The sequence below is a fragment of the Paenarthrobacter sp. NPDC057981 genome, from assembly GCF_042886835.1.
GTDB lineage: Bacteria > Actinomycetota > Actinomycetes > Actinomycetales > Micrococcaceae > Arthrobacter.
Window position 1 is genome coordinate 18,701 of record NZ_JBHVQI010000004.1, and the last position, 19,588, is coordinate 38,288.

A 19,588-nucleotide genomic window follows, 5' to 3' on the forward strand; every position below is an offset into this window, starting at 1 on the left:
AATTCCACCATGGCACGTACCGCCTCCCTGTCCGGATTCCCCGAGTGGCTTCCCCAGGAGCGGTTGGTGGAGCTCCACGTTCTGGACACGCTCCGGAAAACATTCGAACTGCATGGCTTTTCCTCCATCGAGACCCGCGCTGTGGAAACAGTGGGCCAGCTGCTCCGCAAGGGCGAAATCGACAAAGAGGTCTATGGACTGAGCCGGCTCCAGGACGACGAAGACGACGCCGCAAAGCCGAACGGATCCGATAAAACGGATCCCAACGCCCTGGCCCTGCACTTCGATCTGACGGTTCCGTTTGCCCGCTACGTGGTGGAGAACGCCGGCTACCTGGCATTTCCGTTCCGGCGTTACCAGATCCAGAAAGTGTGGCGCGGGGAGCGTCCCCAGGAGGGGCGGGCGCGCGAATTCACGCAGGCGGATATCGACGTCGTGGGCGATGGCGAACTGCCGTTCCGTTACGATGTCGAAATTGCGCTGGTCATCGCCGAAGCCCTCAGCGCCCTGCCGATTCCGGACTTCCGGCTGCGGATCAACAACCGGAAGCTGGCAGAAGGCTTCTACCGGGGGATCGGCCTGACGGATACAGCCGGTGTATTGCGGAGCATCGACAAACTGGAGAAGATCGGCGCCGACAAGGTGGCCGGGCTGCTCAGATCCGAGCTCGGCGCCACGGATGAGCAAGCGGCCCTGGCCCTGCAGTTGGCCACCATCCGCACGGAGGACACCTCGTTCGTGGAGCAGGTCCGCGCACTCGGTGTGAAGGATGACCTCCTTGAAGAGGGTCTGAGTGAGCTGCAGCAGGTCATCGAAGCCGCCGTGCAGCGCGTACCCGGGAAGGTCGTCGCGGACCTGAGCATCGCCCGTGGGCTTGACTACTACACAGGCACTGTCGTCGAGACCGTCCTGGTGGGGCATGAGCAGCTGGGTTCGATCTGTTCCGGCGGACGCTACGACGCCTTGGCCAGCAAGGGCAACCGCAAGTTCCCCGGCGTCGGGCTTTCCATTGGCGTGACCCGCCTTGTATCGCGCATCCTCAGCCAGGAACTGGCAGCGGCGTCCCGCGCTGTTCCGACCGCTGTCTTGGTTGCCCTTAACACCGACGACAGTTGGTCCGCCGCCCAGGACATCGCCGCGCAGCTGCGGGGCCGCGGCATTGCCACCGAAGTGGCCGCTAAGGCCGAAAAGTTCGGAAAGCAGATCAAGTTTGCTGACCGGCGTGGCATCCCCTTTGTCTGGTTCACCGACGACGACGGCAAGCACCAGGTCAAGGACATCCGCTCGGGCTTGCAGGTGGATGCAGACCCCGCGAGCTGGACTCCTCCGGAAGAAGACCTCCACGTCCGCGTGACCACGGCCTGAGCACAACAACGTTAGTTCCGCCTCTTGGCGGCAGCCGCGGCCGGGGCGGGTAAACTCGGACGGGACCGCTTTGCGGCGGTCCCTCTACATTTCATGCTGAAAGGAATGCTGTGCTGCGCACACATGACCTCGGATCCCTTCGCTCCGAGCACATTGGACAAACCGTTACCCTGGCCGGCTGGGTGGGCCGCCGCCGCGATCACGGTGGCGTTGCATTCGTTGACCTCCGCGACGCGTCCGGCGTGGCCCAGGTGGTTGTCCGTGAGGAGGAGGTCTTCCACGGCCTCCGGAACGAGTACGTCCTTCAGGTCACCGGTACGGTCAACAAGCGTCCTGAAGGCAACGAGAACCCGGCCCTGGCAACAGGGGAGATTGAGGTTATCGCGGACAAGGTTGTCATCCTCAACACCTCCGACCCCCTCCCGTTCCAGATCGACGAACACGTCGAGGTCGGCGAAGAGGCCCGGCTGAAGCACCGTTACCTGGACCTGCGCCGTCCCGGCCCGGCACGCAACCTCCGTTTGCGTTCCGAGGCGAACCGCGTGGCCCGCGGAATCCTGCACGAACAGGGTTACGTAGAAATCGAAACGCCCACCCTGACGCGTTCCACGCCCGAAGGCGCACGCGACTTCGTCGTCCCGGCACGCTTGGCTCCCGGCTCCTGGTACGCCCTGCCGCAGTCCCCGCAGTTGTTCAAGCAGCTCCTCCAGGTGGGTGGGTTCGAGAAGTACTACCAGATCGCCCGCTGCTACCGCGATGAAGACTTCCGCGCCGACCGTCAGCCAGAGTTCACGCAGCTGGATATCGAAGCCAGCTTCGTTGACCAGGACGACATCATTGCCTTGGGCGAAGCCATTGTGAAGTCGCTGTGGCAGCTGATCGACATCGAAGTTCCCACTCCCATCCGTCGCATGACCTACTTGGACGCCATGGCCAAGTACGGCTCCGACAAGCCGGACCTTCGCTTCGGCCTTGAGCTGACCGAGCTGACAGAGTTCTTCAAGGACACCAACTTCGGCGTGTTCAAGGCACCCTATGTCGGCGCAGTGGTCATGCCCGGTGGTGCTTCCCAGGCCCGGCGGGCCCTCGATGCTTGGCAGGAATGGGCCAAGCAGCGCGGCGCAAAGGGACTGGCCTACGTCCTGTACAAGGAGGACGGGGAGCTTGCAGGGCCCGTCGCCAAGAACCTCACAGAGCAGGAACGTGCCGGACTTGCTGACGCCGTCGGCGCCAAGCCCGGTGACTGCATCTTCTTCGCCGCCGGCGAGAAGAGCCCTTCCCGGTCGCTGCTGGGCGCTGCCCGCGTCGAAATCGGCCACCGCACGGGCCTGATCGATCCCAATGACTGGGCTTTCGTATGGATCGTGGACGCTCCGATGTTCGAGCCGGCTGCAGCCGCCGTCGCTTCCGGTGACGTGGCAGTGGGCGCAGGCCAGTGGACCGCGGTCCACCACGCCTTCACCTCGCCCAAGCCGGAATTCCTGGATACCTTCGACAAGGATCCCGAGTCGGCACTGTCCTACGCCTACGACATCGTGTGCAACGGCAATGAAATCGGCGGCGGTTCCATCCGTATCCATGAGCGCGAGGTCCAGGAGAGGGTCTTCCAGCTCATGGGATTGGACAAGGAAGACGCTGAAACCAAGTTCGGCTTCCTGCTGGAGGGCTTCAAGTACGGTGCGCCTCCGCACGGCGGCATTGCCTTCGGCTGGGACCGCGTAGTAGCGCTGCTGGCCGGCGTGGAATCGATCCGCGATGTCATCGCCTTCCCGAAGACGGGCAACGGCTTCGACCCCCTGACTGCCGCGCCTGCTCCGATTACGCCCCAGCAGCGCAAGGAAGCCGGGGTCGACTTCAAGCCTGAGGCCAAGCCGGCCGCCAAGGCGGACACCACGTCCGAGTAAGACCACAATCGGAGGGCTCCCCTTAGGGGGAGCCCTCCGGTGTTTTCTGCCCAATGATTCCCGAGCATGAGAGGCGACGCTACCGTGGAGCAAACCGCCCTTGAAGAGCTGATGGACAAGGCCTGGCCGGCGCTGGAGCGCGAGGAAGCGGGGCAGTGGGTGCTTCGCGCCTCGGAGGGGGTGACGCAGCGGGCGAACTCGGTCTGGCCCAGGGTTCCGGCCCAAGCGGGGCAGGAGGGCATCGCCCACTCTGTTCAGTCCGCCGCGCAGTGGTACCGCTCGCGCAGGCTGCCCCTGATCTTCCAGGTCTTCGACGATCCACGTAGCGCTGCACTCAACGCTGTTCTTGACGGCCAGCGCTTTACCAGGCAGTCCGAGACGAGGATCATGGTCCGGGACGCCATTGACGTTCCCGGGAAAGCGCCCGCAGCTGGCGTGGAAGTCAGCGAAGAACCCTCACAGGAATGGCTGGACCTGTGGTGGTCGGTGGATGGCCGCGGCGGAGACGCGGAATTGTCTGTTGCGCGCAGGATCCTGACCGCTTGTCCCTCGCTCTACGCTCTGGTGAGGGACGACGACGGCGTCCCCGCCGCCGTCGGGCGTCTCGCCTTGGTGAACGGCTGGGGCGGTATTTACAGCATGGCGACGTCGGAGGCACACCGCAGGCGGGGATGCGGTACCCAAGTACTGGAAGCGTTGCTGCAGGCCGGTAGGGAACGCAACCTTGGCGGTTTTTGGCTGCTCGTTACCGCGGCCAACCAGGGAGCCCGGGCTCTTTACTCGAAGGCCGGCTTCACGGATTACGGAAGTTATCTGTACCGTCAGGCTCCGCTGAAACGTGCCCCGGGCGGTTGCTAATACGGTGCGTCGGTGACGCTGATCCGGATGGAGCAGGCGTCGGTGGCAGCTTTGTGGAGGGCCGCGGACTTTGGGTCTTGTACGTCCAGGAAAGGCAGTCTTGTCCTCCCCGACACGGCTTTGAGCGAGGGCTGGGCAAGTACCTGGTCCACCAAAGCGCGGTCGCCCCCGGTCACAAGGTATTCGATCCTGTGGTTGGCGAAGATCCGCGCTGCGTGTTCGGCTGTGGTCTTGGCGTCGATGAAGCGTGAACCGCTTTTCGTCGCCAGCACGGTTGGGCCGGTGGCAGCAGCCAGGGCGTAGCCACCCTTGCGGATCAACAGCACGCCGAGTGCGCGCTCCTGGTTCGCCAGCGATGCCAATCGCTCAAGTTCCGTCGAGCCTCTGCCAGGCCTCCCGTCGGCCGGCCAGGGTGCCCGCAGAAGCGCTTTGGCTCCGTCGGCAGCCCGCAGCAGAAGGCCGCCGTCGTCGAGGTCTTGCGCGATTGTTCCATGACTGGCTGTGAACCGCGCCACCCATCCGTCCAACCGTTCTGCAGGCACCAGGGCTGTCCGGCTTCCGCCTGGGCTGCGCGGGGCGGATGTTGGGCGCTGCACGTCGATGTCTCCTTTGCTGGAACTATGAGTAGCCTATCCATGTGGAAGATCTCTTTGGTGCCGGGGCAGTGAACGACGACGAGTCGGAGGAGCTGCCTGCCGCCGGAGGACCCTCTGACGCCAACTGGATGGCATCCCAGCGCAGCCCCCTCGCTGTGCGGATGCGCCCACGGACCTTGGACGATGTTGTGGGTCAGCAGCATTTGCTGGGCCACGGCTCCCCATTGCGGCAACTTGCCGCCGGTGCAGAGGCCGCGGGCCCGGCAGGACCCAGCTCGGTGATCCTCTGGGGGCCTCCGGGCACAGGCAAGACCACCTTGGCCCATGTGATCGCACGCGGACCCGGCCGGAAGTTCGTTGAACTCTCCGCCATCACTGCCGGCGTCAAGGACGTGCGCCGGGTCATGGACGAAGCCCTGACCGCCCGGGACCTCTACAAAAAGACCACGGTGTTGTTCCTGGACGAGATCCACCGCTTCAACAAGGCGCAGCAAGATGCGCTTCTGCCCGGCGTCGAGAACCGCTGGGTAGTGCTGGTGGCGGCAACCACCGAAAACCCGTCCTTCTCCGTGGTGTCGCCGCTCTTGTCACGATCCCTGTTGCTTACCCTGAAACCGCTGACCGATGACGATATCTCCGGTTTGCTGCAAAAGGCCGTGACCGATGCGCGCGGCCTTGCCGGACGTGTCGAGCTGGCCCCCGAGGCCCTTGAGCACCTCGTGCGCTTGTCCGGCGGTGACGCCCGGCGTGCCCTCACGGCACTGGAGGCTGCCGCCGGGGTAGCGTTCGGTGACGCCACCGCCGTCGAGGACGGTGAGTCTGACGCGCCGGTGTTGGTGGAACTGCGCCACACAGAGCGCGCGCTGGATGCCGCCGCGGTCCGCTACGACCGTGCCGGAGACCAGCATTACGACGTCGCCAGCGCCTTCATCAAGTCCATCCGGGGATCCGACGTCGACGCAGCCTTGCACTACCTTGCGCGGATGCTGGAAGCAGGGGAGGACCCCCGCTTCGTGGCCCGCAGAATCGTCATCTCCGCTGCCGAAGACATCGGCATGGCCGATCCCACAGCGTTGCAGACCGCTGTCGCCGCGGCCCAGGCCGTGCAGCTGATCGGCATGCCGGAGGGCCGGATCGTGTTGGCCGAAGCCGTGGTGCACTTGGCCACCGCACCGAAGTCCAATGCCGCCTACATGGGCTTGAACAAGGCCGTGGCAGATGTGCGGGCCGGCTATGGTGGCGGCATTCCGATGCACCTTCGCGACGCCCATTATCCCGGGGCCAAGCAACTGGGTCATGGCCAGAGCTACAAATACGCCCACGACGAGCCCCACGGAATCGCCACCCAGCAGTACCCGCCGGACGATCTTGTGGGCAGGAATTACTACGAGCCCACCAACAACGGCGCGGAGCGCGATATCGCGGCCAGGCTGGAGAGGCTCAGGAAGATCGTCCGCGGCGAGTAGCGCGGGCGGGAGGATTCAGTGCCCGTGGTAGGATAAATCCTTGTCTGGCATGACCCGACGCCACATCCCTTGAAGATTTTCCTTCAACGGTGCTGCGCGCCCGGGCCAGTAGCAAGAGGCAGCGGTTGGCCGATGCTCTCCCTGATGGAGGCCAGTAACACTGATGCACCGCAGTAATTTGGAAGGACACAAGTGGCTAACAACACTCGTGCTCGCCGTACCGCACGCCTCTCGCGTGCACTCGGCATTGCTCTGACCCCCAAGGCCGCCAAGTACATGGAGCGCCGTCCGTACGGCCCCGGTGAGCACGGCCGTGCCCGCAAGAAGCAGGACTCCGACTACGCCGTACGTCTGCGCGAAAAGCAGCGTCTGCGCGCCCAGTACGGCATCCGCGAAGCCCAGATGACCCGCGCCTTCGAAGAAGCACGCCGCACCAAGGGCCTGACCGGTGAGAACCTGGTTGAGCTGCTGGAAATGCGTCTGGACGCCCTCGTGCTCCGTGCAGGCTTCGCCCGCACCATCGCACAGGCCCGCCAGCTGGTTGTGCACCGCCACATCCTGGTTGACGGCGTTCGCGTTGACCGCCCGTCCTTCCGCGTTGGCGAAGGCCAGCTCATCCACGTACACAGCCGCTCCGAGGTTATGGCTCCGTTCCAGGTCGCCGCTGCCGGTGCGCACGTCCTGAACAACGTGCCGCCGTACCTGGACGTCAAGATTGACGCCCTGCAGGCACGCCTGGTTCGTCGCCCGAAGCGCTCCGAGGTCCCCGTGATCTGTGAAGAGCAGCTCGTCGTCGAATTCTACGCACGCTAAATTCAAGCAGCGCAGACAAAGAAGCCCGTGGCAACCGCCGCGGGCTTCTTTGTGTATAAGGTGCCGGGCCACTTAGGTAAGGTACTGGGGGAGGCCTTGGCCAAAGCCGCAATGCGGCAGGTGCAAGGCAGCGCAACGATCCTAGGAGAAGTGTTCTATGTCTGGTGGCGACATTGCCGGTCTCATCGCAGCAGGAGTCTTCGCGCTCCTGGTTCTGCTGTTGGCTGTGCCCATTCTGAAGTTGGGCGGCGTTTTTGACGAGGTACGCACCTCCATCCGTTCCATCAGCGACGGCGCCACGCCCCTGATGGACGAAGTGACAGCAACGGTCACCACCACGAACCAGCAGCTGAAGAAGGTCGATGGCATCGCCTCGAACGTTTCGGATGCCTCCGCCAACATCTCTGCGCTGTCCTCGCTCGTAGCGGCGACGGTTGGTTCGCCCCTGATTAAGGTGGCTGCTTTCAGCTACGGCGTCCGCTCGGCTTTCGCCGGACGTCGCACCCCTTCCTCCGGCCGACGCAGCCGCTGAACCAACGGGAGACCACAAACCGATGAAAAGAATTGTTTGGATGGGCATCGGCGTCGCAATCGGCGTCATCGCGTTCCGTAAGATCACGGAGGCACAAGCCAACCTGGGCCCTGAGGGTCTGAACCGGGCTGTCGGCCGGATGGCCGACGGACTGTTCGACTTCGCCGATGCCGTGCGCTCAGGCATGCAGCAGCGCGAAGAGGATCTCCGGGCCGCGCTGGGGATCGACGACGGCACAGCAGGCCGACAGTAGCAGGAGCGGTTCGCTCCGAAGCCCTCAACAGGGCAGAATGGAAAGCTGCGGAACGGCACCAGCCGGCTCCGCGCACATCGTGTGCAGTGAATTGAGAAGGGTAAGTAATCAGCTAATGAAGTCGCAGGAGATCACCAAGCGCTGGGTGGACTTTTTTGTCAGCAAGGGCCACACCGCCGTTCCCTCCGCGTCGCTCGTTTCCAGCGACCCGTCACTTCTCTTCACTGTGGCAGGAATGGTGCCGTTCATTCCCTACCTGACCGCCCGCGAAGAACCGCCCTACAGCCGTGCCACGAGCGTCCAGAAGTGCATCCGCACCGGTGACATTGAGGAAGTGGGCAAGACTGCCCGGCACGGCACCTTCTTCCAGATGTGCGGCAATTTCTCCTTCGGCGACTACTTCAAGGAAGATGCGATCAAGTTCGCTTTCGAGCTGCTCACCAAGAGCGTTGACGACGGCGGTTACGGACTTCCCGCCGAGCGACTCTGGGTGACGGTCTACGAAGAGGACGACGAAGCCAAGGAACTGTGGCTGAAGAACACCGGTATTCCGGCTGAACGTATCCAGCGGATGGGCAAGGCCGACAACTACTGGTCCACTGGACAGCCCGGCCCGGCAGGCCCCTGCTCGGAAATCTACTATGACCGCGGCCCGGCTTACGGCATCGAGGGTGGCCCGCTGGCTGACGAAACCCGGTACATCGAAATCTGGAACCTCGTTTTCATGCAGTACCAGATCGAGAACGTCCGTTCCAAGGTCGACTTCGACATCGTTGGCGAGCTGCCAAAAAAGAACATCGACACCGGCCTGGGCATGGAGCGCCTGGCGATGATCCTTCAGGGCGTCGAGAACATGTACGAAACGGACCAGGTCCGCCCGGTCATCGACAAAGCTGCCGAACTGTCCGGCCGTGAATACACCTCGGCGGAAACGTCCGACGATCCGCACCACACCGATGATGTCCGTATGCGCGTGGTCGCTGACCACATCAGGTCCGCTTTGATGCTCATCGCCGATGGTGTGGCACCGTCCAACGAAGGCCGTGGCTATGTGCTGCGCCGCCTGATCCGCCGTGCAGTGCGCGCCATGCGCCTGCTGGGCGTCGAGAAGGCCTGCCTGCCTGACCTTCTTCCCGCGTCCCGCGACGCCATGAAGGGGGTCTACCCCGTGGTGGAGACCGACTTCGCCCGCATCAGCCGCATTGCCTACGCTGAAGAAAAGGCATTCCTCCGCACCATCGCTTCGGGCACTGCGCGCCTGGAGGACGCTGTGGCCGAATCCAAGGCCGCGGGAGTCCCGCTCTCAGGCGCTGACGCCTTTACCCTGCACGACACCTATGGCTTCCCCATCGACCTGACTTTGGAGATGGCAGAAGAGGCAGGCCTGAAGGTCGACGAGGCAGGTTTCCGTGCGCTCATGCTCGAGCAGCGTCAGCGCGCCCAGGCCGATGCCAAGGGCAAAAAGGGTGGCCACGCAGACCTCACCGCCTATCAGGAGCTCCTGGGCAAGGGCGAGACTGTGTTTACCGGCTACGACGAGCTTGAGGGCGAATCGAAGGTCCGCGGAATCGTCACCGGCGGCCGGGCAGTTTCGCATGCCTCCACCGGCGACGAAATCGAACTCGTCCTGAACGAAACCCCCTTCTACGCCGAAGCCGGTGGCCAGTCCGCCGACACAGGCCTCATCACCGGAGATGGCTTCGTGGTGGAGGTCCTTGACGTCCAGCGTCCCATCAAGGGCCTGAGCGTGCACAAAGCGATTGTCCGCGAAGGTGAGATCGCCTCCGACGCGTTGGTGCGCGCCGCCGTCGACCGTGAACGCCGGCATGCAGCCGAGCAGGCACACACGGGAACGCACATCGTCCACGCCGCCCTGCACCAGATCCTTGGCCCGGAGGCCACCCAGCGTGGTTCCTTCAACAAGGCTGGATACCTGCGCTTCGACTTCGCCTGGGGGGAAGGGCTGAGCCCGGCAACGCGGTCCGAGATCGAAGAAGTATCCAACATCGCCATCCGGAACAACTACCGCGTGGACACCAAAGTGATGGGCCTCGCAGAAGCCAAGGCACTCGGTGCCATGGCCCTGTTCGGCGAGAACTACGGCAGCGAAGTCCGGGTCGTGGAGATCGACGGCGCGTGGTCGCGTGAACTCTGTGGTGGCACGCACGTGTCCAACACGTCCCTCATTGGCAGCCTGTCGCTGCTCGGTGAACAGTCCGTTGGATCCGGAAACCGCCGCGTCGAGGCCTTCGTGGGCCTTGATGCCTTCCGCCATCTTGCTGCCGAGCGCGCGCTGGTGACTGAACTGACAGAGCTGTTGAAGGTTCCTTCCGGACAGCTCGCCGACAGGATTTCCAGCACGCTGAACAAGCTCAAGGCGACGGAGAAGGAACTCGACCGACTCCGCAAAGAACAGCTCGCCGCAGCGGCCGCCAACCTCGTGGGGACGGCGAAGGACGCTGGCGGGGTGCGGGTTGTCGCCCACGACGCCGGACAGGTGGGCGGAGCGGATGACCTTCGGAACCTTGCCCTCGACCTCCGTAACCGTCTCGGCTCGGAGGCCGCAACGGTGGCGGTCGCGGGAGTCAGCAACGACCGCCCGGTCATCCTGATTGCCACCAATGAAGCTGCGCGTGGTGCCGGGGTCAAGGCTGGAGCGCTCGTGCGTCTGGCCGCTGGCATCCTCGGCGGCGGCGGTGGCGGCAAGGACGACGTCGCACAGGGCGGCGGCACCGACGCTGCGAAGGTCTCCGAGGCCCTCACGGCCGTGGTGGACGCGATAGCCAAGCGCTGACAGTGTCCACACGTACTAACGATGACGTCTACCCCCGGGGCATCAAGCTGGGGGTAGACGTCGGTACCGTCCGGGTGGGCCTTGCCCAGTGCGATCCCGATGGAATCCTGGCCACGCCGTTCAAGACGGTAGGGCGGGACGCCAAGAAGAACTCTGATGTCCGTTTGGTGGTCAAGCACGCCGCGGAGCTGCCTGCGGTGCAGATTTTTGTCGGCCTTCCGCGCACCATGAAGGGCGAAGAACGGGGCTCCGCCGCCATGGCCGCAGAATATGCTCTGTTGCTGGTCAGGGAGCTTGCCCACGCCGGTTTGGACATCCCGGTAAACCTCGTTGATGAGCGGCTTTCCAGCGTGACGGCACACCGCAACCTGCACGAAGCTGGCATGAGCAGCAGGAATCACCGTAAAGTGGTTGATCAGGTTGCTGCTGCTGGAATACTCCAGCACGCGATCGACATGCAAAAAGCCAGAGGAACGGACGTCGGCCGCCGAGTGCAGGCACCGGCGGAACCCGAAAAGCCCAGCAGTGCCCCAACGCTGCAGGCTGCCTCCGGCAACGAACCTGATTCTTCTACGAGGGGACTGCAACTGTGAGCCCGGTCAACAACGACCCCTCCAGCGGTACCGGCGGCGGCATGCCGCTGACCCGCAAAGAGCTGCGGGCGCGGGAGAGATTCCTCGCCACGCAGAACCACAACGTCGTACCCGTTCCCGAAGCGACGCCGGGGGAAGATTCCCCGGCAGCCGAAACTGAGGCAGAACTTCCCCGCCCCGTTCCTGCGGTTCCGGCTGCGCAGGCCCCTGCAGCCCCTCGTGTTCCTGCAGCTCCTCCCGTTCCAGTGGCTCCTCCTGTTCCAGTGGCTCCTCCTGCTGCAGTGGATAAGCCTGAAGTCGAGGCACCGCATACCGCGGAGGAACCAGCCGCACCGGCTCCCTCGAATGATGACCAGGCAGCCGGCGCAGAACACCTTGAGCAGGCCGCGCAGACAGAGCCCGAGGAATCCGGTCATACCCACGGTGACGGCGAACTGGTTTTCGCCGAGCCCGGGGGCACACCGTTGGAAGCCTACGAATACGCCGAGCATGACGCGCACCACGGCACGGACGCGCATGCCGGATTCCATGACGAACTGCACCATGAAGACCTCCACCATGACGAACTTCTTCACGATGAGGTCCACCATGATGACCATGCCCACGAACTCCTCGCACCGGTAGCAACCCCCGCCTCCAAAGCTGCTGCGAAAAAGGCGCGCCGCCGCCGTCGTGTCCTTGCTCTCCTGTTGACGCTGGCTGTTTTCGTCACCGCAGTCGCTGTCGGAGCGCAGTTCTTGAAGCCCCTGCTTGGCATGGACAAGGTCACGGACTACCCGGGTCCAGGGACCGGGTCCGTCAGCGTGACCGTTCCCCAGGGCGCCGGGCCCAAGGCGGTAGCAAGCGATCTCGTGCAAAAGCACGTCGTTGCCGATGCTGACGCCTTCGTTAAGGAGTTCGTCAGCCAGGGCGGTGAATTGTCCCCGGGTGAATTTACATTCAAGACTGAAATGAAGAATTCGGACGCCGTGGCCGTCCTGGTCAACAAAGACTCCTCCAAGGTCATGTACTTCGCCCTGAGCGCCGGGCTGCGGATCAACGAATCCCTGGACGCCATTGCGAAGGGCTCCGGCATCCCGCTGGAGCAGCTCAATGCCCTCAACCAGGCTCCTGGACAGTTCGGACTTCCCGCGAAGGCGAAGAACCTCGAAGGCTTCCTGGCACCGGGAGAGTACCGTTTCGATCTCGGAACTTCCGCCAAGGACATCATCCAGAAGCTGGTCACCACCACCCTGGATGAGCTCAAGTCACAAGGCATCACCGATCCGGCCAAACAGTACGACGTCGTCACCATCGCCAGCATTGTGCAGGCGGAGGGCGGACAGGCGGACTATGGAAACGTGGCAGGCGCCATCTACAACCGGCTCAAGCCCAACAACGTCGAAACCAGCGGACTCATACAATCCGATGCGACGGTCACGTACGGGCTTGGCAGGAAATCCTTCCACGTTACGGAAGAGGAAAAGGCCGACAAGTCGAATCCGTACAACACCTACGCGAACGTCGGCTTGCCTGTAGGACCGATCGGTTCACCCGGAAAGACTGCGATCGACGCCGCTGCCAAGCCGACACCCAATGACTACATGTACTGGGTGACGATCAACCTGGACACCAAGGAGACCAAGTTCTCCAAAACGCTGGCTGAGCACAACACCTACGTTGAGCAATACAACGCCTGGTGCCAGGCCAACGCGGGACGGTGCGTGTGACGCTTCGGGCCGCGGTCCTGGGTCATCCGATCTCCCACTCGAAGTCCCCGGCGCTCCACTTGGCCGCCTACGCCAAGCTGGGTTTGGACATTGATTACTCGGCGATTGACGTCACGGTGGATGGCCTTCCGGCCTTCATGGAGTCGCTTCGGGGAGACGAGTCCTGGTGCGGCTTGTCGGTGACCATGCCGCTCAAGACGGCAATGATCCGGGAAGTCGATGAAGTTCGGGGTGCCGGGGCCCAGTTGGGTGTCATCAACACCGTGGTTTTCGAGCACGACGGCGGAACGGTGCGGCGCGCTGGATACAACACCGACGTCGCGGGAATCGTCGAGTCGGTCCGGCACGCCGGGGTGGCTTCGGCCCCCCATGCTGCCATCCTCGGTGGTGGCGGTACCTCCGCAGCGGCAGTGGCTGCGGTTCATGAGTTGGGTGCCGGCCATGTGGACGTCTTCGTCCGGGACGCTTCACGCGCGTCGGACGCAGAGGCCGCGGCGGCCGCCGTCGGAATCTCCCTCACGGTGCGGCCGTTGACGGAAGCTGCCACCGCTGTGGCGGCAGCTGAGCTTGTCATCTCCACTTTTCCCCCGCGGGCCGCCGATGGCCTCGCCGAAGAATTGGCGTCTTTGCCGGGAACCGGTGCCGGTGTCCTGCTGGATGTTGCCTACGATCCTTGGCCCAGCCGCATTGCCGAAGTGTGGAGCGGCCATGGGGGAGCGGTAGTCCCGGGGCTGGAGATGCTGATGTACCAGGCGGCGGAGCAGATACGGCTCTTTAGTGGACGTGATGTTGATGCCGCCGTCATAGATGTGATGTGCGACTCAGTCGGGCTTCCCCGACGGGTGTTCTAGAGACCTTACATGGCAGGATTGGTTATATGTTGCGTTGGTTGACTGCCGGTGAATCCCACGGTCCGGCTCTGATCGGAATTGTTGAAGGCGTGCCCGCCGGTGTTGAACTCACCAGCGGGCAAATTCGTGACGCCCTGGCGCGTCGCCGCCTGGGCTACGGCCGGGGTGCCCGCATGAAGTTTGAGCAGGACGAGGTCACCATCATGGGCGGCGTCCGGCATGGGATCACCCAAGGCGGTCCTGTGGCCATCCAGGTGGGAAACACCGAGTGGCCCAAGTGGGAGCAGATCATGTCTGCTGATCCCGTTGACGCCGAGCTGCTCGCCGACCAGGCCCGGAACGCTCCGTTGACGCGGCCGCGCCCCGGACACGCTGATTTCACCGGCATGCAGAAGTACGGCTTCGACGAAGCCCGTCCGGTACTGGAACGTGCCAGTGCACGGGAGACTGCCACCCGCGTTGCGCTCGGTACCGTCGCAGCGCAGTTCCTGAAGCAGCTGGGCATCGAACTCGTCAGCCACACTGTCTCCATTGCCAGCGTCGCTGTTCCCGAGGGTCGTCCCTTGCCAGTGCCCGGCGACGTGATCGCGCTTGACGCCGACCCCCTGCGTTGCTTCGACCGCGAGACTTCCAACGCCATGGTTGCCGAGGTAGATGCTGCGCACAAGGAAGGCGAAACCCTTGGCGGTGTGGTTGAGGTCCTCGCGTACGGGCTTCCCCCGGGACTTGGCAGCTACGTCCACTGGGACCGCCGCCTCGACTCGCGCCTGGCAGCAGCCCTCATGGGCATCCAGGCGATCAAGGGTGTCGAGGTGGGCGATGGCTTCCTGACCGCTTCCCGCCGCGGATCTGCCGCCCACGATGAAATCGTCAAGGATGAGGATGGCAGGATCGTCCGCCAGACCAACCGTGCCGGCGGCATCGAAGGCGGTATGAGCATCGGCGAGGTCCTGCGTGTCCGTGCCGCCATGAAGCCGATCGCCACGGTCCCGCGCGCGTTGCGCACCATTGACGTGAGCACGGGCGAGCCCGCAAAGGCCCACCACCAGCGTTCAGACGTCTGTGCCGTTCCGGCAGCAGGTGTTGTCGCCGAAGCCATGGTGGCCCTGGTCTTGGCCGAGGCCATCACCGAGAAGTTCGGCGGCGACTCCGTCGCCGAAACCGCACGCAACCTGCAGAGCTACCTGGACAACATCCCGGCAACCCTGGACACGGTCGGCCGGTAGTGATCCGCTCTGTCCTGGATGGCTCCGCGGGCCGTCCCGTTGTTTTGGTGGGCCCTATGGCTGTTGGCAAGTCGGCCATAGGCCAGCAGCTTGCCCAGCAGCTTGGTCTCCCGTTCGTGGACACCGATGCTGTAGTCGTCGCTGCCCACGGCAGCATCGCTGACATCTTCGCCGGTCGGGGCGAACACGCCTTCCGCGAAATCGAGGCCAGGGCTGTGGCGAAATCGATCGAGTCTGCCAAGGAGCAGCCGGCGATCATCTCCCTCGGCGGGGGAGCAGTGCTTGACTCCGGGACCCAGCAGCTGCTGGGGGAGTGCACTGTGGTCTACCTGGAGTGCGACGCCGAAACGGTGGCGGACCGTATTGCGCGGAACACCGGTAGGCCCTTGCTTCAGGGTGACGCGATGACGCGCTGGGAAGCACTTTTTGCCACCAGGCGTCCTGTCTACGAACGGCTTGCGGACATCGTCATGGACGTCCGTACAGGAACCGTGGTGGACATCGGCCTCCAGCTGGAGGAACGGCTGCGCCAGCATGCAGCCTTGAAAGAGGAAGTTGAAAAGTGAGTAACGAAGCAACTGTCATCAAGGTGACCGGCCAGTCAGTCAACGAAAATTATGACGTCGTGGTGGGGCGCGGTCTGTTGGAGGGCCTTCCGGCAAAACTCGGGGAGCGCGTCCGGCGGGTACTCGTCATCCACCCCCGAGCCCTCCGCCTGACCGGTGATACCGTCCGCGACGAACTGGAGAGCGCTGGATTCACTGCGCTCACTGCTGAAATCCCGGACGCGGAAGAAGGCAAACACATCCAGGTTGCTGCTTTCTGCTGGCAGGTCCTGGGCCAGAACGATTTCACCCGCTCGGATGCGATCGTTGCAGTCGGCGGCGGTGCGGTCACCGATCTTGCCGGCTTTGTCGCAGCCACGTGGCTTCGCGGCGTCAAAGTCATCCACATGCCCACGAGCCTCCTGGGCATGGTGGACGCGTCCGTCGGCGGCAAAACCGGCATCAACACAGCCGAAGGGAAGAACCTCGTCGGTTCGTTCCACCCGCCGGCAGCCGTCCTGGCCGATCTCGACACGCTCCAGACCCTGCCGAGGAACGAGCTCATCTCAGGCATGGCCGAGGTCATCAAGTGTGGATTCATCGCCGATCCCGTGATCCTCGAGCTGATCGAGAAGAACACGGACGCCGTAATGGACCCGGGATCTGAGGTAGTCCGGGAACTGATTGAACGCGCCATCGCGGTCAAGGCCGACGTCGTTTCCCAGGACCTCAAGGAATCCGGTCTGCGCGAAATCCTGAACTATGGCCACACGCTCGGTCACGCCATCGAGCTGGTGGAACGGTACTCGTGGCGCCACGGTGCTGCCGTGGCCGTGGGAATGATGTTCGCAGCAGAGTTGTCCCGCAGCGTTGGCCGCTTGTCCGATGCCGACGCTGACCGGCACCGCACCATTTTGGAAAGCCTTGGCCTGCCCATTACCTACCGCCGGGACCGGTGGCAGGGTCTGCTGGATGGCATGCGCCGGGATAAGAAGTCCCGTGGAGACCTGCTCCGCTTTGTCGTCCTTGACGGAGTGGCCAAGCCCGGGATCCTGGACGTCCCCGACACCTCACTTCTCTTTGCCGCGTACCAGGAGATCGCATCATGACCATCGCCCTGCGCGAAGGAGTCAGTGACTGGCCTACTGCCGGATTCCCTGGTGTCCGGATGAACCCTGACACGCTCTTGCCCGTGGTGGTCAACGAGGAAGTCATGGAGACGGCGCTTGCGGCGTCGGAGGACCCCGCTGACAGGATCATGGCCCTTCTGTTGGAGAACCAGCCAAAGGAAGCGGCTGAGCTGTTGGCTGAGGCGCGGTATAAGGACCCCGAGTCCTTCCGGCTGAGGATCTTCGAGGCGGAAGTCCACCGTGCAACCAACCGTCTTGACCGGGCTGTCCAGTTGTTCCGTCATCTGTTGCAAGAGGTCCAGGGCAGCTCCAAGGAAGCAGTAGTGCGCCAATACCTCGGCCGCGCCTACTTCGTGAGCGGCAACGCCTTGGCAGCATCCGAGGAGTTCGCCAAGGCGTTGGACCTGAGGGTGGCCATGGCTGCCGATGCCGCGCTGATCTACTCCTCGGCCGTAGCCTTGCAGCGGGCCCGGGACGTCATGGAACTGGCGTCCTGAGGCTGCCTGAAACACTGTCTGCAAGGCAGCTCCGCATTTGACGGTAGAATGGTTTTTGGATTTTTGATAAATACGCGCTGGCGCGCCGATTGGCACGCCTGCTTGGCATAGATAGCTGGCAGCTGGAACCAGTGCGATTAACCAGAGGATACGAGTGGCAACCACAAACGACATCAAGAACGGGACCGTACTGAAGCTCGAGGGCCAGCTCTGGAATATCATCGAGTTCCAGCACGTCAAGCCCGGCAAGGGTGGCGCCTTTGTCCGCACCAAGATGCGCAACGTCATGTCCGGCAAGGTGGTCGACAAGACCTTCAACGCCGGCCTGAAGATTGAAACCGCGACAGTCGACCGTCGCGACTACCAGTACCTGTACCAGGATGGCGAAGACTTCGTCTTCATGGACACCCAGGACTACGACCAGATCACCGTGTCCGGTGCAACGGTTGGCGACGCCACCAACTTCATGCTCGAAAACCAGATGGTCAACATTGCCATCCACGAAGGCACGCCGCTGTACATCGAGCTGCCCCCGAGCGTTGTGCTCGAAATCACCTACACTGAGCCGGGCCTGCAGGGCGACCGCTCTTCGGCCGGGACCAAGCCGGCCACAGTTGAAACCGGCTACGAGATCCAGGTTCCGCTGTTCGTGGAGCAGGGCACCAAGGTCAAGGTCGACACCCGCGATGGCAGCTACCTGGGTCGGGTCAACGACTAGTGAGCGCCCGCGGTAAAGCCCGTAGCAGGGCCTTGGAAGTACTTTTCGAAGCGGAGCAGCGCTCAGTTTCGGCTTTTGACGCTTTGACTGCGCGTCGGGAGAAGACAGACCTGGTCATCAATCCCTACACGGTGGAGATCGTGGAAGGCGTGGTGTCCATGCAGGCAACCATCGACGAGTTCCTTGAGACCTATGCCCAAGGCTGGACCCTTGAGCGTATGCCCTCGGTGGACCTCATCATTCTCCGCATCGGAGCGTGGGAACTTCTCTACAATGACGAAGTTCCCGACGGAGTGGCGGTGAGCGAAGCCGTGGCCCTGGCCAAGACGATGTCCACTGACGAGTCGCCGGCCTTCATCAACGGATTGCTTGGCCGTCTCCAGAAGCTCAAGCCGTCCCTGCTGGCGTAGCCGGCCAGGCGGCAATTATGAATGGACCCTCCCAGGGAAACCGGGGAGGGTCCATTTTTCTAAATATGGTCTACTGGAGGACCGCAGCCCGCAATGCCGGGACGGCATGAAGGTGTTCGAGTTCGTCGCGTTGGTGCGTGTGGACGTCGCGGCCGCTCAGGATCCGTTGGCGGGTAAAAGCCAAGGCTGTTGCTCCCTTGATGAAGGCTTTCATCTGGGGCCCACGTCCCCGTGATGCCGCCCAGCGAAGTGCTTGGCGCCTTCCCCTTGTTGTGGCCAGCATTTCCACCTCCGCGGGCGTGAACCAGCCCGCGCGGGCGTATTCAAGAAGTCGCTGCCGGGTCAGCTTTCCCTCGGCGAGCCGAAGCAGGATGATGCCCACGGCTGCCGTCAGGAAGATAGGCACCTGGACAACGAAGTACTCCGCCAGGAAGTTCTGGCCCATGCTGTTCCAGCGGTTGTGGAGGAACATCGCAGGCAGCAGGCCGATGAAGAAGGCCAGGACCGCGTATCCGGGGTGCCACTTGCGGGCGGCAAAGCCCATGATCAACCCGGTTGTGCCGGTGAAGACAGCATGGGCAAAGGGTGACATGACCCCCCGCAGGATGAAGATGCGTACCAGGTCGGTGCCGGGGTCGTTGGAGGAGGCTATTTCACGACCGAAGTAGAGGATGTTCTCCGTGAAGGCAAAGCCGGCGGCGATGGTGAAGGCAAAAACCACTCCATCGACGGGGCCGTCGAAGTACTTCCGGGCCGCGAGGATCAGGACCAGAAGACCCAATGACTTGGTGAACTCCTCCACAATCGGTGCTTGTACCGTGGCCATGAAATAGGCGAAGGCTTCTTCGCTTGAGGTGGGGGCAGCCAATGCGAAGATCGGCTGGATTAACAGGGTGCCGGCGATGGACACTGCGGCGCCCCACGTAAAGGCGAACCAGAGAAGGCGGGGTGGTTCCGGCTCCCAGCGATCAATGAGGCGCACGGTCAAAAGGACGATGGACAACGGAATCAGGGACACCAGGAAACCGATGACGAATCCAGTAACGCCGGTGTTGCCCAGCAGGAACGGAACCACCAGCAAAAGACTCCCCAGGGCCAGGACCGCGCCAACGATCAGCAGGGGCAGCGTACCCCAGCTGCGCCGTACCGGCGGCATGGCCCAGGTCTGCTGCGGAAGCGGAGCCCGGTTGCCCGGTGCCGGCTGGTAATTCCCGGGCTGCACGTGGCCGATCCACGTAGGGTTCGCCCCCGGCTCCAGATAGGGGCCCGGGTGGGGCTGTCCGCCGTACTGGCCTGAGTGATTCATGCTCATGGAAACGAGCCTATTC

At 63.4% G+C, this 19,588-nt stretch carries 19 protein-coding genes; 17 read left to right on the forward strand and 2 right to left on the reverse strand.

Annotated features, from left to right (window positions below):
* The first annotated feature begins 9 nt into the window (after positions 1-9).
* The 3 genes from hisS (at position 10) to ACFVSI_RS06400 (ending at position 4,127) form a co-directional block, all read left to right on the forward strand.
* Entirely contained in the window at positions 10-1,365 is a 1,356-nt protein-coding gene (gene hisS / locus ACFVSI_RS06390) for a histidine--tRNA ligase (protein ID WP_387820951.1), read from the forward strand.
* 110 nt (positions 1,366-1,475) lie between these two features.
* A complete protein-coding gene (gene aspS, locus ACFVSI_RS06395) occupies positions 1,476-3,269 on the forward strand; it encodes an aspartate--tRNA ligase (RefSeq protein WP_387820954.1) in 1,794 nt (597 codons plus the stop codon).
* A 66-nt stretch (positions 3,270-3,335) separates the two neighbouring features.
* The gene (locus ACFVSI_RS06400) at positions 3,336-4,127 is read left to right on the forward strand and encodes a GNAT family N-acetyltransferase (protein WP_387820957.1); all 792 of its coding nucleotides are present in this window, start codon (positions 3,336-3,338) and stop codon (positions 4,125-4,127) included.
* Here ACFVSI_RS06400 and ACFVSI_RS06405 read toward each other — a convergent pair.
* Positions 4,124-4,723, reverse strand: a complete 600-nt coding sequence (locus ACFVSI_RS06405) for a Vms1/Ankzf1 family peptidyl-tRNA hydrolase (RefSeq protein WP_387820960.1) — start codon at positions 4,721-4,723, stop codon at positions 4,124-4,126. The genes ACFVSI_RS06400 and ACFVSI_RS06405 overlap by 4 nt on opposite strands.
* A 41-nt stretch (positions 4,724-4,764) precedes the next feature.
* Between ACFVSI_RS06405 and ACFVSI_RS06410 the strand changes: the two genes are divergently transcribed.
* The 14 genes from ACFVSI_RS06410 (at position 4,765) to nusB (ending at position 18,260) form a co-directional block, all read left to right on the forward strand.
* Complete coding sequence (locus ACFVSI_RS06410; protein WP_387820963.1) at positions 4,765-6,189, forward strand: replication-associated recombination protein A; 1,425 nt, start codon at positions 4,765-4,767, stop codon at positions 6,187-6,189.
* Positions 6,190-6,381: 192 nt separating this feature from the next.
* A complete protein-coding gene (gene rpsD / locus ACFVSI_RS06415; protein WP_144658942.1) occupies positions 6,382-7,002 on the forward strand; it encodes a 30S ribosomal protein S4 in 621 nt (206 codons plus the stop codon).
* Between the two features lie 157 nt (positions 7,003-7,159).
* Positions 7,160-7,534 carry a DUF948 domain-containing protein gene (locus ACFVSI_RS06420; protein ID WP_017197541.1) on the forward strand — a complete coding sequence of 125 codons (375 nt, stop codon included), beginning with the start codon at positions 7,160-7,162 and terminating at the stop codon, positions 7,532-7,534.
* 22 nt (positions 7,535-7,556) lie between these two features.
* Complete coding sequence (locus tag ACFVSI_RS06425) at positions 7,557-7,787, forward strand: hypothetical protein (protein WP_387820967.1); 231 nt, start codon at positions 7,557-7,559, stop codon at positions 7,785-7,787.
* A 115-nt stretch (positions 7,788-7,902) separates the two neighbouring features.
* On the forward strand, positions 7,903-10,581 hold the full coding sequence (gene alaS / locus ACFVSI_RS06430; protein WP_387820970.1) for an alanine--tRNA ligase: 2,679 nt from the start codon (positions 7,903-7,905) through the stop codon (positions 10,579-10,581).
* A 2-nt stretch (positions 10,582-10,583) separates the two neighbouring features.
* Positions 10,584-11,174, forward strand: coding sequence for a Holliday junction resolvase RuvX (gene ruvX, locus ACFVSI_RS06435; RefSeq protein WP_387820973.1), 591 nt, complete (start codon positions 10,584-10,586; stop codon positions 11,172-11,174).
* Complete coding sequence (gene mltG / locus ACFVSI_RS06440) at positions 11,171-12,883, forward strand: endolytic transglycosylase MltG (protein WP_387820976.1); 1,713 nt, start codon at positions 11,171-11,173, stop codon at positions 12,881-12,883. The genes ruvX and mltG overlap by 4 nt, the downstream gene beginning before the upstream one ends.
* A complete protein-coding gene (locus ACFVSI_RS06445; protein ID WP_387821374.1) occupies positions 12,880-13,734 on the forward strand; it encodes a shikimate dehydrogenase in 855 nt (284 codons plus the stop codon). The genes mltG and ACFVSI_RS06445 overlap by 4 nt, the downstream gene beginning before the upstream one ends.
* A gap of 26 nt (positions 13,735-13,760) precedes the next feature.
* Positions 13,761-14,960 (forward strand): chorismate synthase, encoded by a 1,200-nt coding sequence (gene aroC, locus ACFVSI_RS06450; protein ID WP_387820979.1) that lies wholly within the window; start codon positions 13,761-13,763, stop codon positions 14,958-14,960.
* Positions 14,960-15,526 carry a shikimate kinase gene (locus ACFVSI_RS06455; RefSeq protein WP_387820982.1) on the forward strand — a complete coding sequence of 189 codons (567 nt, stop codon included), beginning with the start codon at positions 14,960-14,962 and terminating at the stop codon, positions 15,524-15,526. Before aroC ends, ACFVSI_RS06455 begins: the two co-directional genes overlap by 1 nt.
* Positions 15,523-16,614, forward strand: a complete 1,092-nt coding sequence (gene aroB / locus ACFVSI_RS06460; RefSeq protein WP_387820985.1) for a 3-dehydroquinate synthase — start codon at positions 15,523-15,525, stop codon at positions 16,612-16,614. The genes ACFVSI_RS06455 and aroB overlap by 4 nt, the downstream gene beginning before the upstream one ends.
* On the forward strand, positions 16,611-17,132 hold the full coding sequence (locus ACFVSI_RS06465; RefSeq protein WP_387820987.1) for a tetratricopeptide repeat protein: 522 nt from the start codon (positions 16,611-16,613) through the stop codon (positions 17,130-17,132). The genes aroB and ACFVSI_RS06465 overlap by 4 nt, the downstream gene beginning before the upstream one ends.
* A gap of 154 nt (positions 17,133-17,286) precedes the next feature.
* A complete protein-coding gene (gene efp, locus ACFVSI_RS06470) occupies positions 17,287-17,850 on the forward strand; it encodes an elongation factor P (RefSeq protein WP_011774957.1) in 564 nt (187 codons plus the stop codon).
* Positions 17,850-18,260, forward strand: coding sequence for a transcription antitermination factor NusB (gene nusB / locus ACFVSI_RS06475; RefSeq protein ID WP_144658933.1), 411 nt, complete (start codon positions 17,850-17,852; stop codon positions 18,258-18,260). Before efp ends, nusB begins: the two co-directional genes overlap by 1 nt.
* 70 nt (positions 18,261-18,330) lie before the next feature.
* Here nusB and ACFVSI_RS06480 read toward each other — a convergent pair whose 3' ends face one another.
* Positions 18,331-19,572, reverse strand: coding sequence for a PrsW family intramembrane metalloprotease (locus tag ACFVSI_RS06480; RefSeq protein WP_387820992.1), 1,242 nt, complete (start codon positions 19,570-19,572; stop codon positions 18,331-18,333).
* Positions 19,573-19,588 lie beyond the last annotated feature (16 nt).

Excerpts from the sequence above, each read along its gene's own strand:
- alaS (WP_387820970.1), top strand. The coding sequence starts at position 7,903 with ATGAAGTCGCAGGAGATCACCAAGCGCTGGGTGGACTTTTTTGTCAGC.
- ACFVSI_RS06465 (WP_387820987.1), top strand. The coding sequence starts at position 16,611 with ATGACCATCGCCCTGCGCGAAGGAGTCAGTGACTGGCCTACTGCCGGA.
- ACFVSI_RS06425 (WP_387820967.1), top strand. The coding sequence starts at position 7,557 with ATGAAAAGAATTGTTTGGATGGGCATCGGCGTCGCAATCGGCGTCATC.
- ACFVSI_RS06400 (WP_387820957.1), top strand. The coding sequence starts at position 3,336 with ATGAGAGGCGACGCTACCGTGGAGCAAACCGCCCTTGAAGAGCTGATG.
- ACFVSI_RS06420 (WP_017197541.1), top strand. The coding sequence starts at position 7,160 with ATGTCTGGTGGCGACATTGCCGGTCTCATCGCAGCAGGAGTCTTCGCG.
- aroC (WP_387820979.1), top strand. The coding sequence starts at position 13,761 with ATGTTGCGTTGGTTGACTGCCGGTGAATCCCACGGTCCGGCTCTGATC.
- hisS (WP_387820951.1), top strand. The coding sequence starts at position 10 with ATGGCACGTACCGCCTCCCTGTCCGGATTCCCCGAGTGGCTTCCCCAG.
- ACFVSI_RS06480 (WP_387820992.1), bottom strand. The coding sequence starts at position 19,572 with ATGAGCATGAATCACTCAGGCCAGTACGGCGGACAGCCCCACCCGGGC.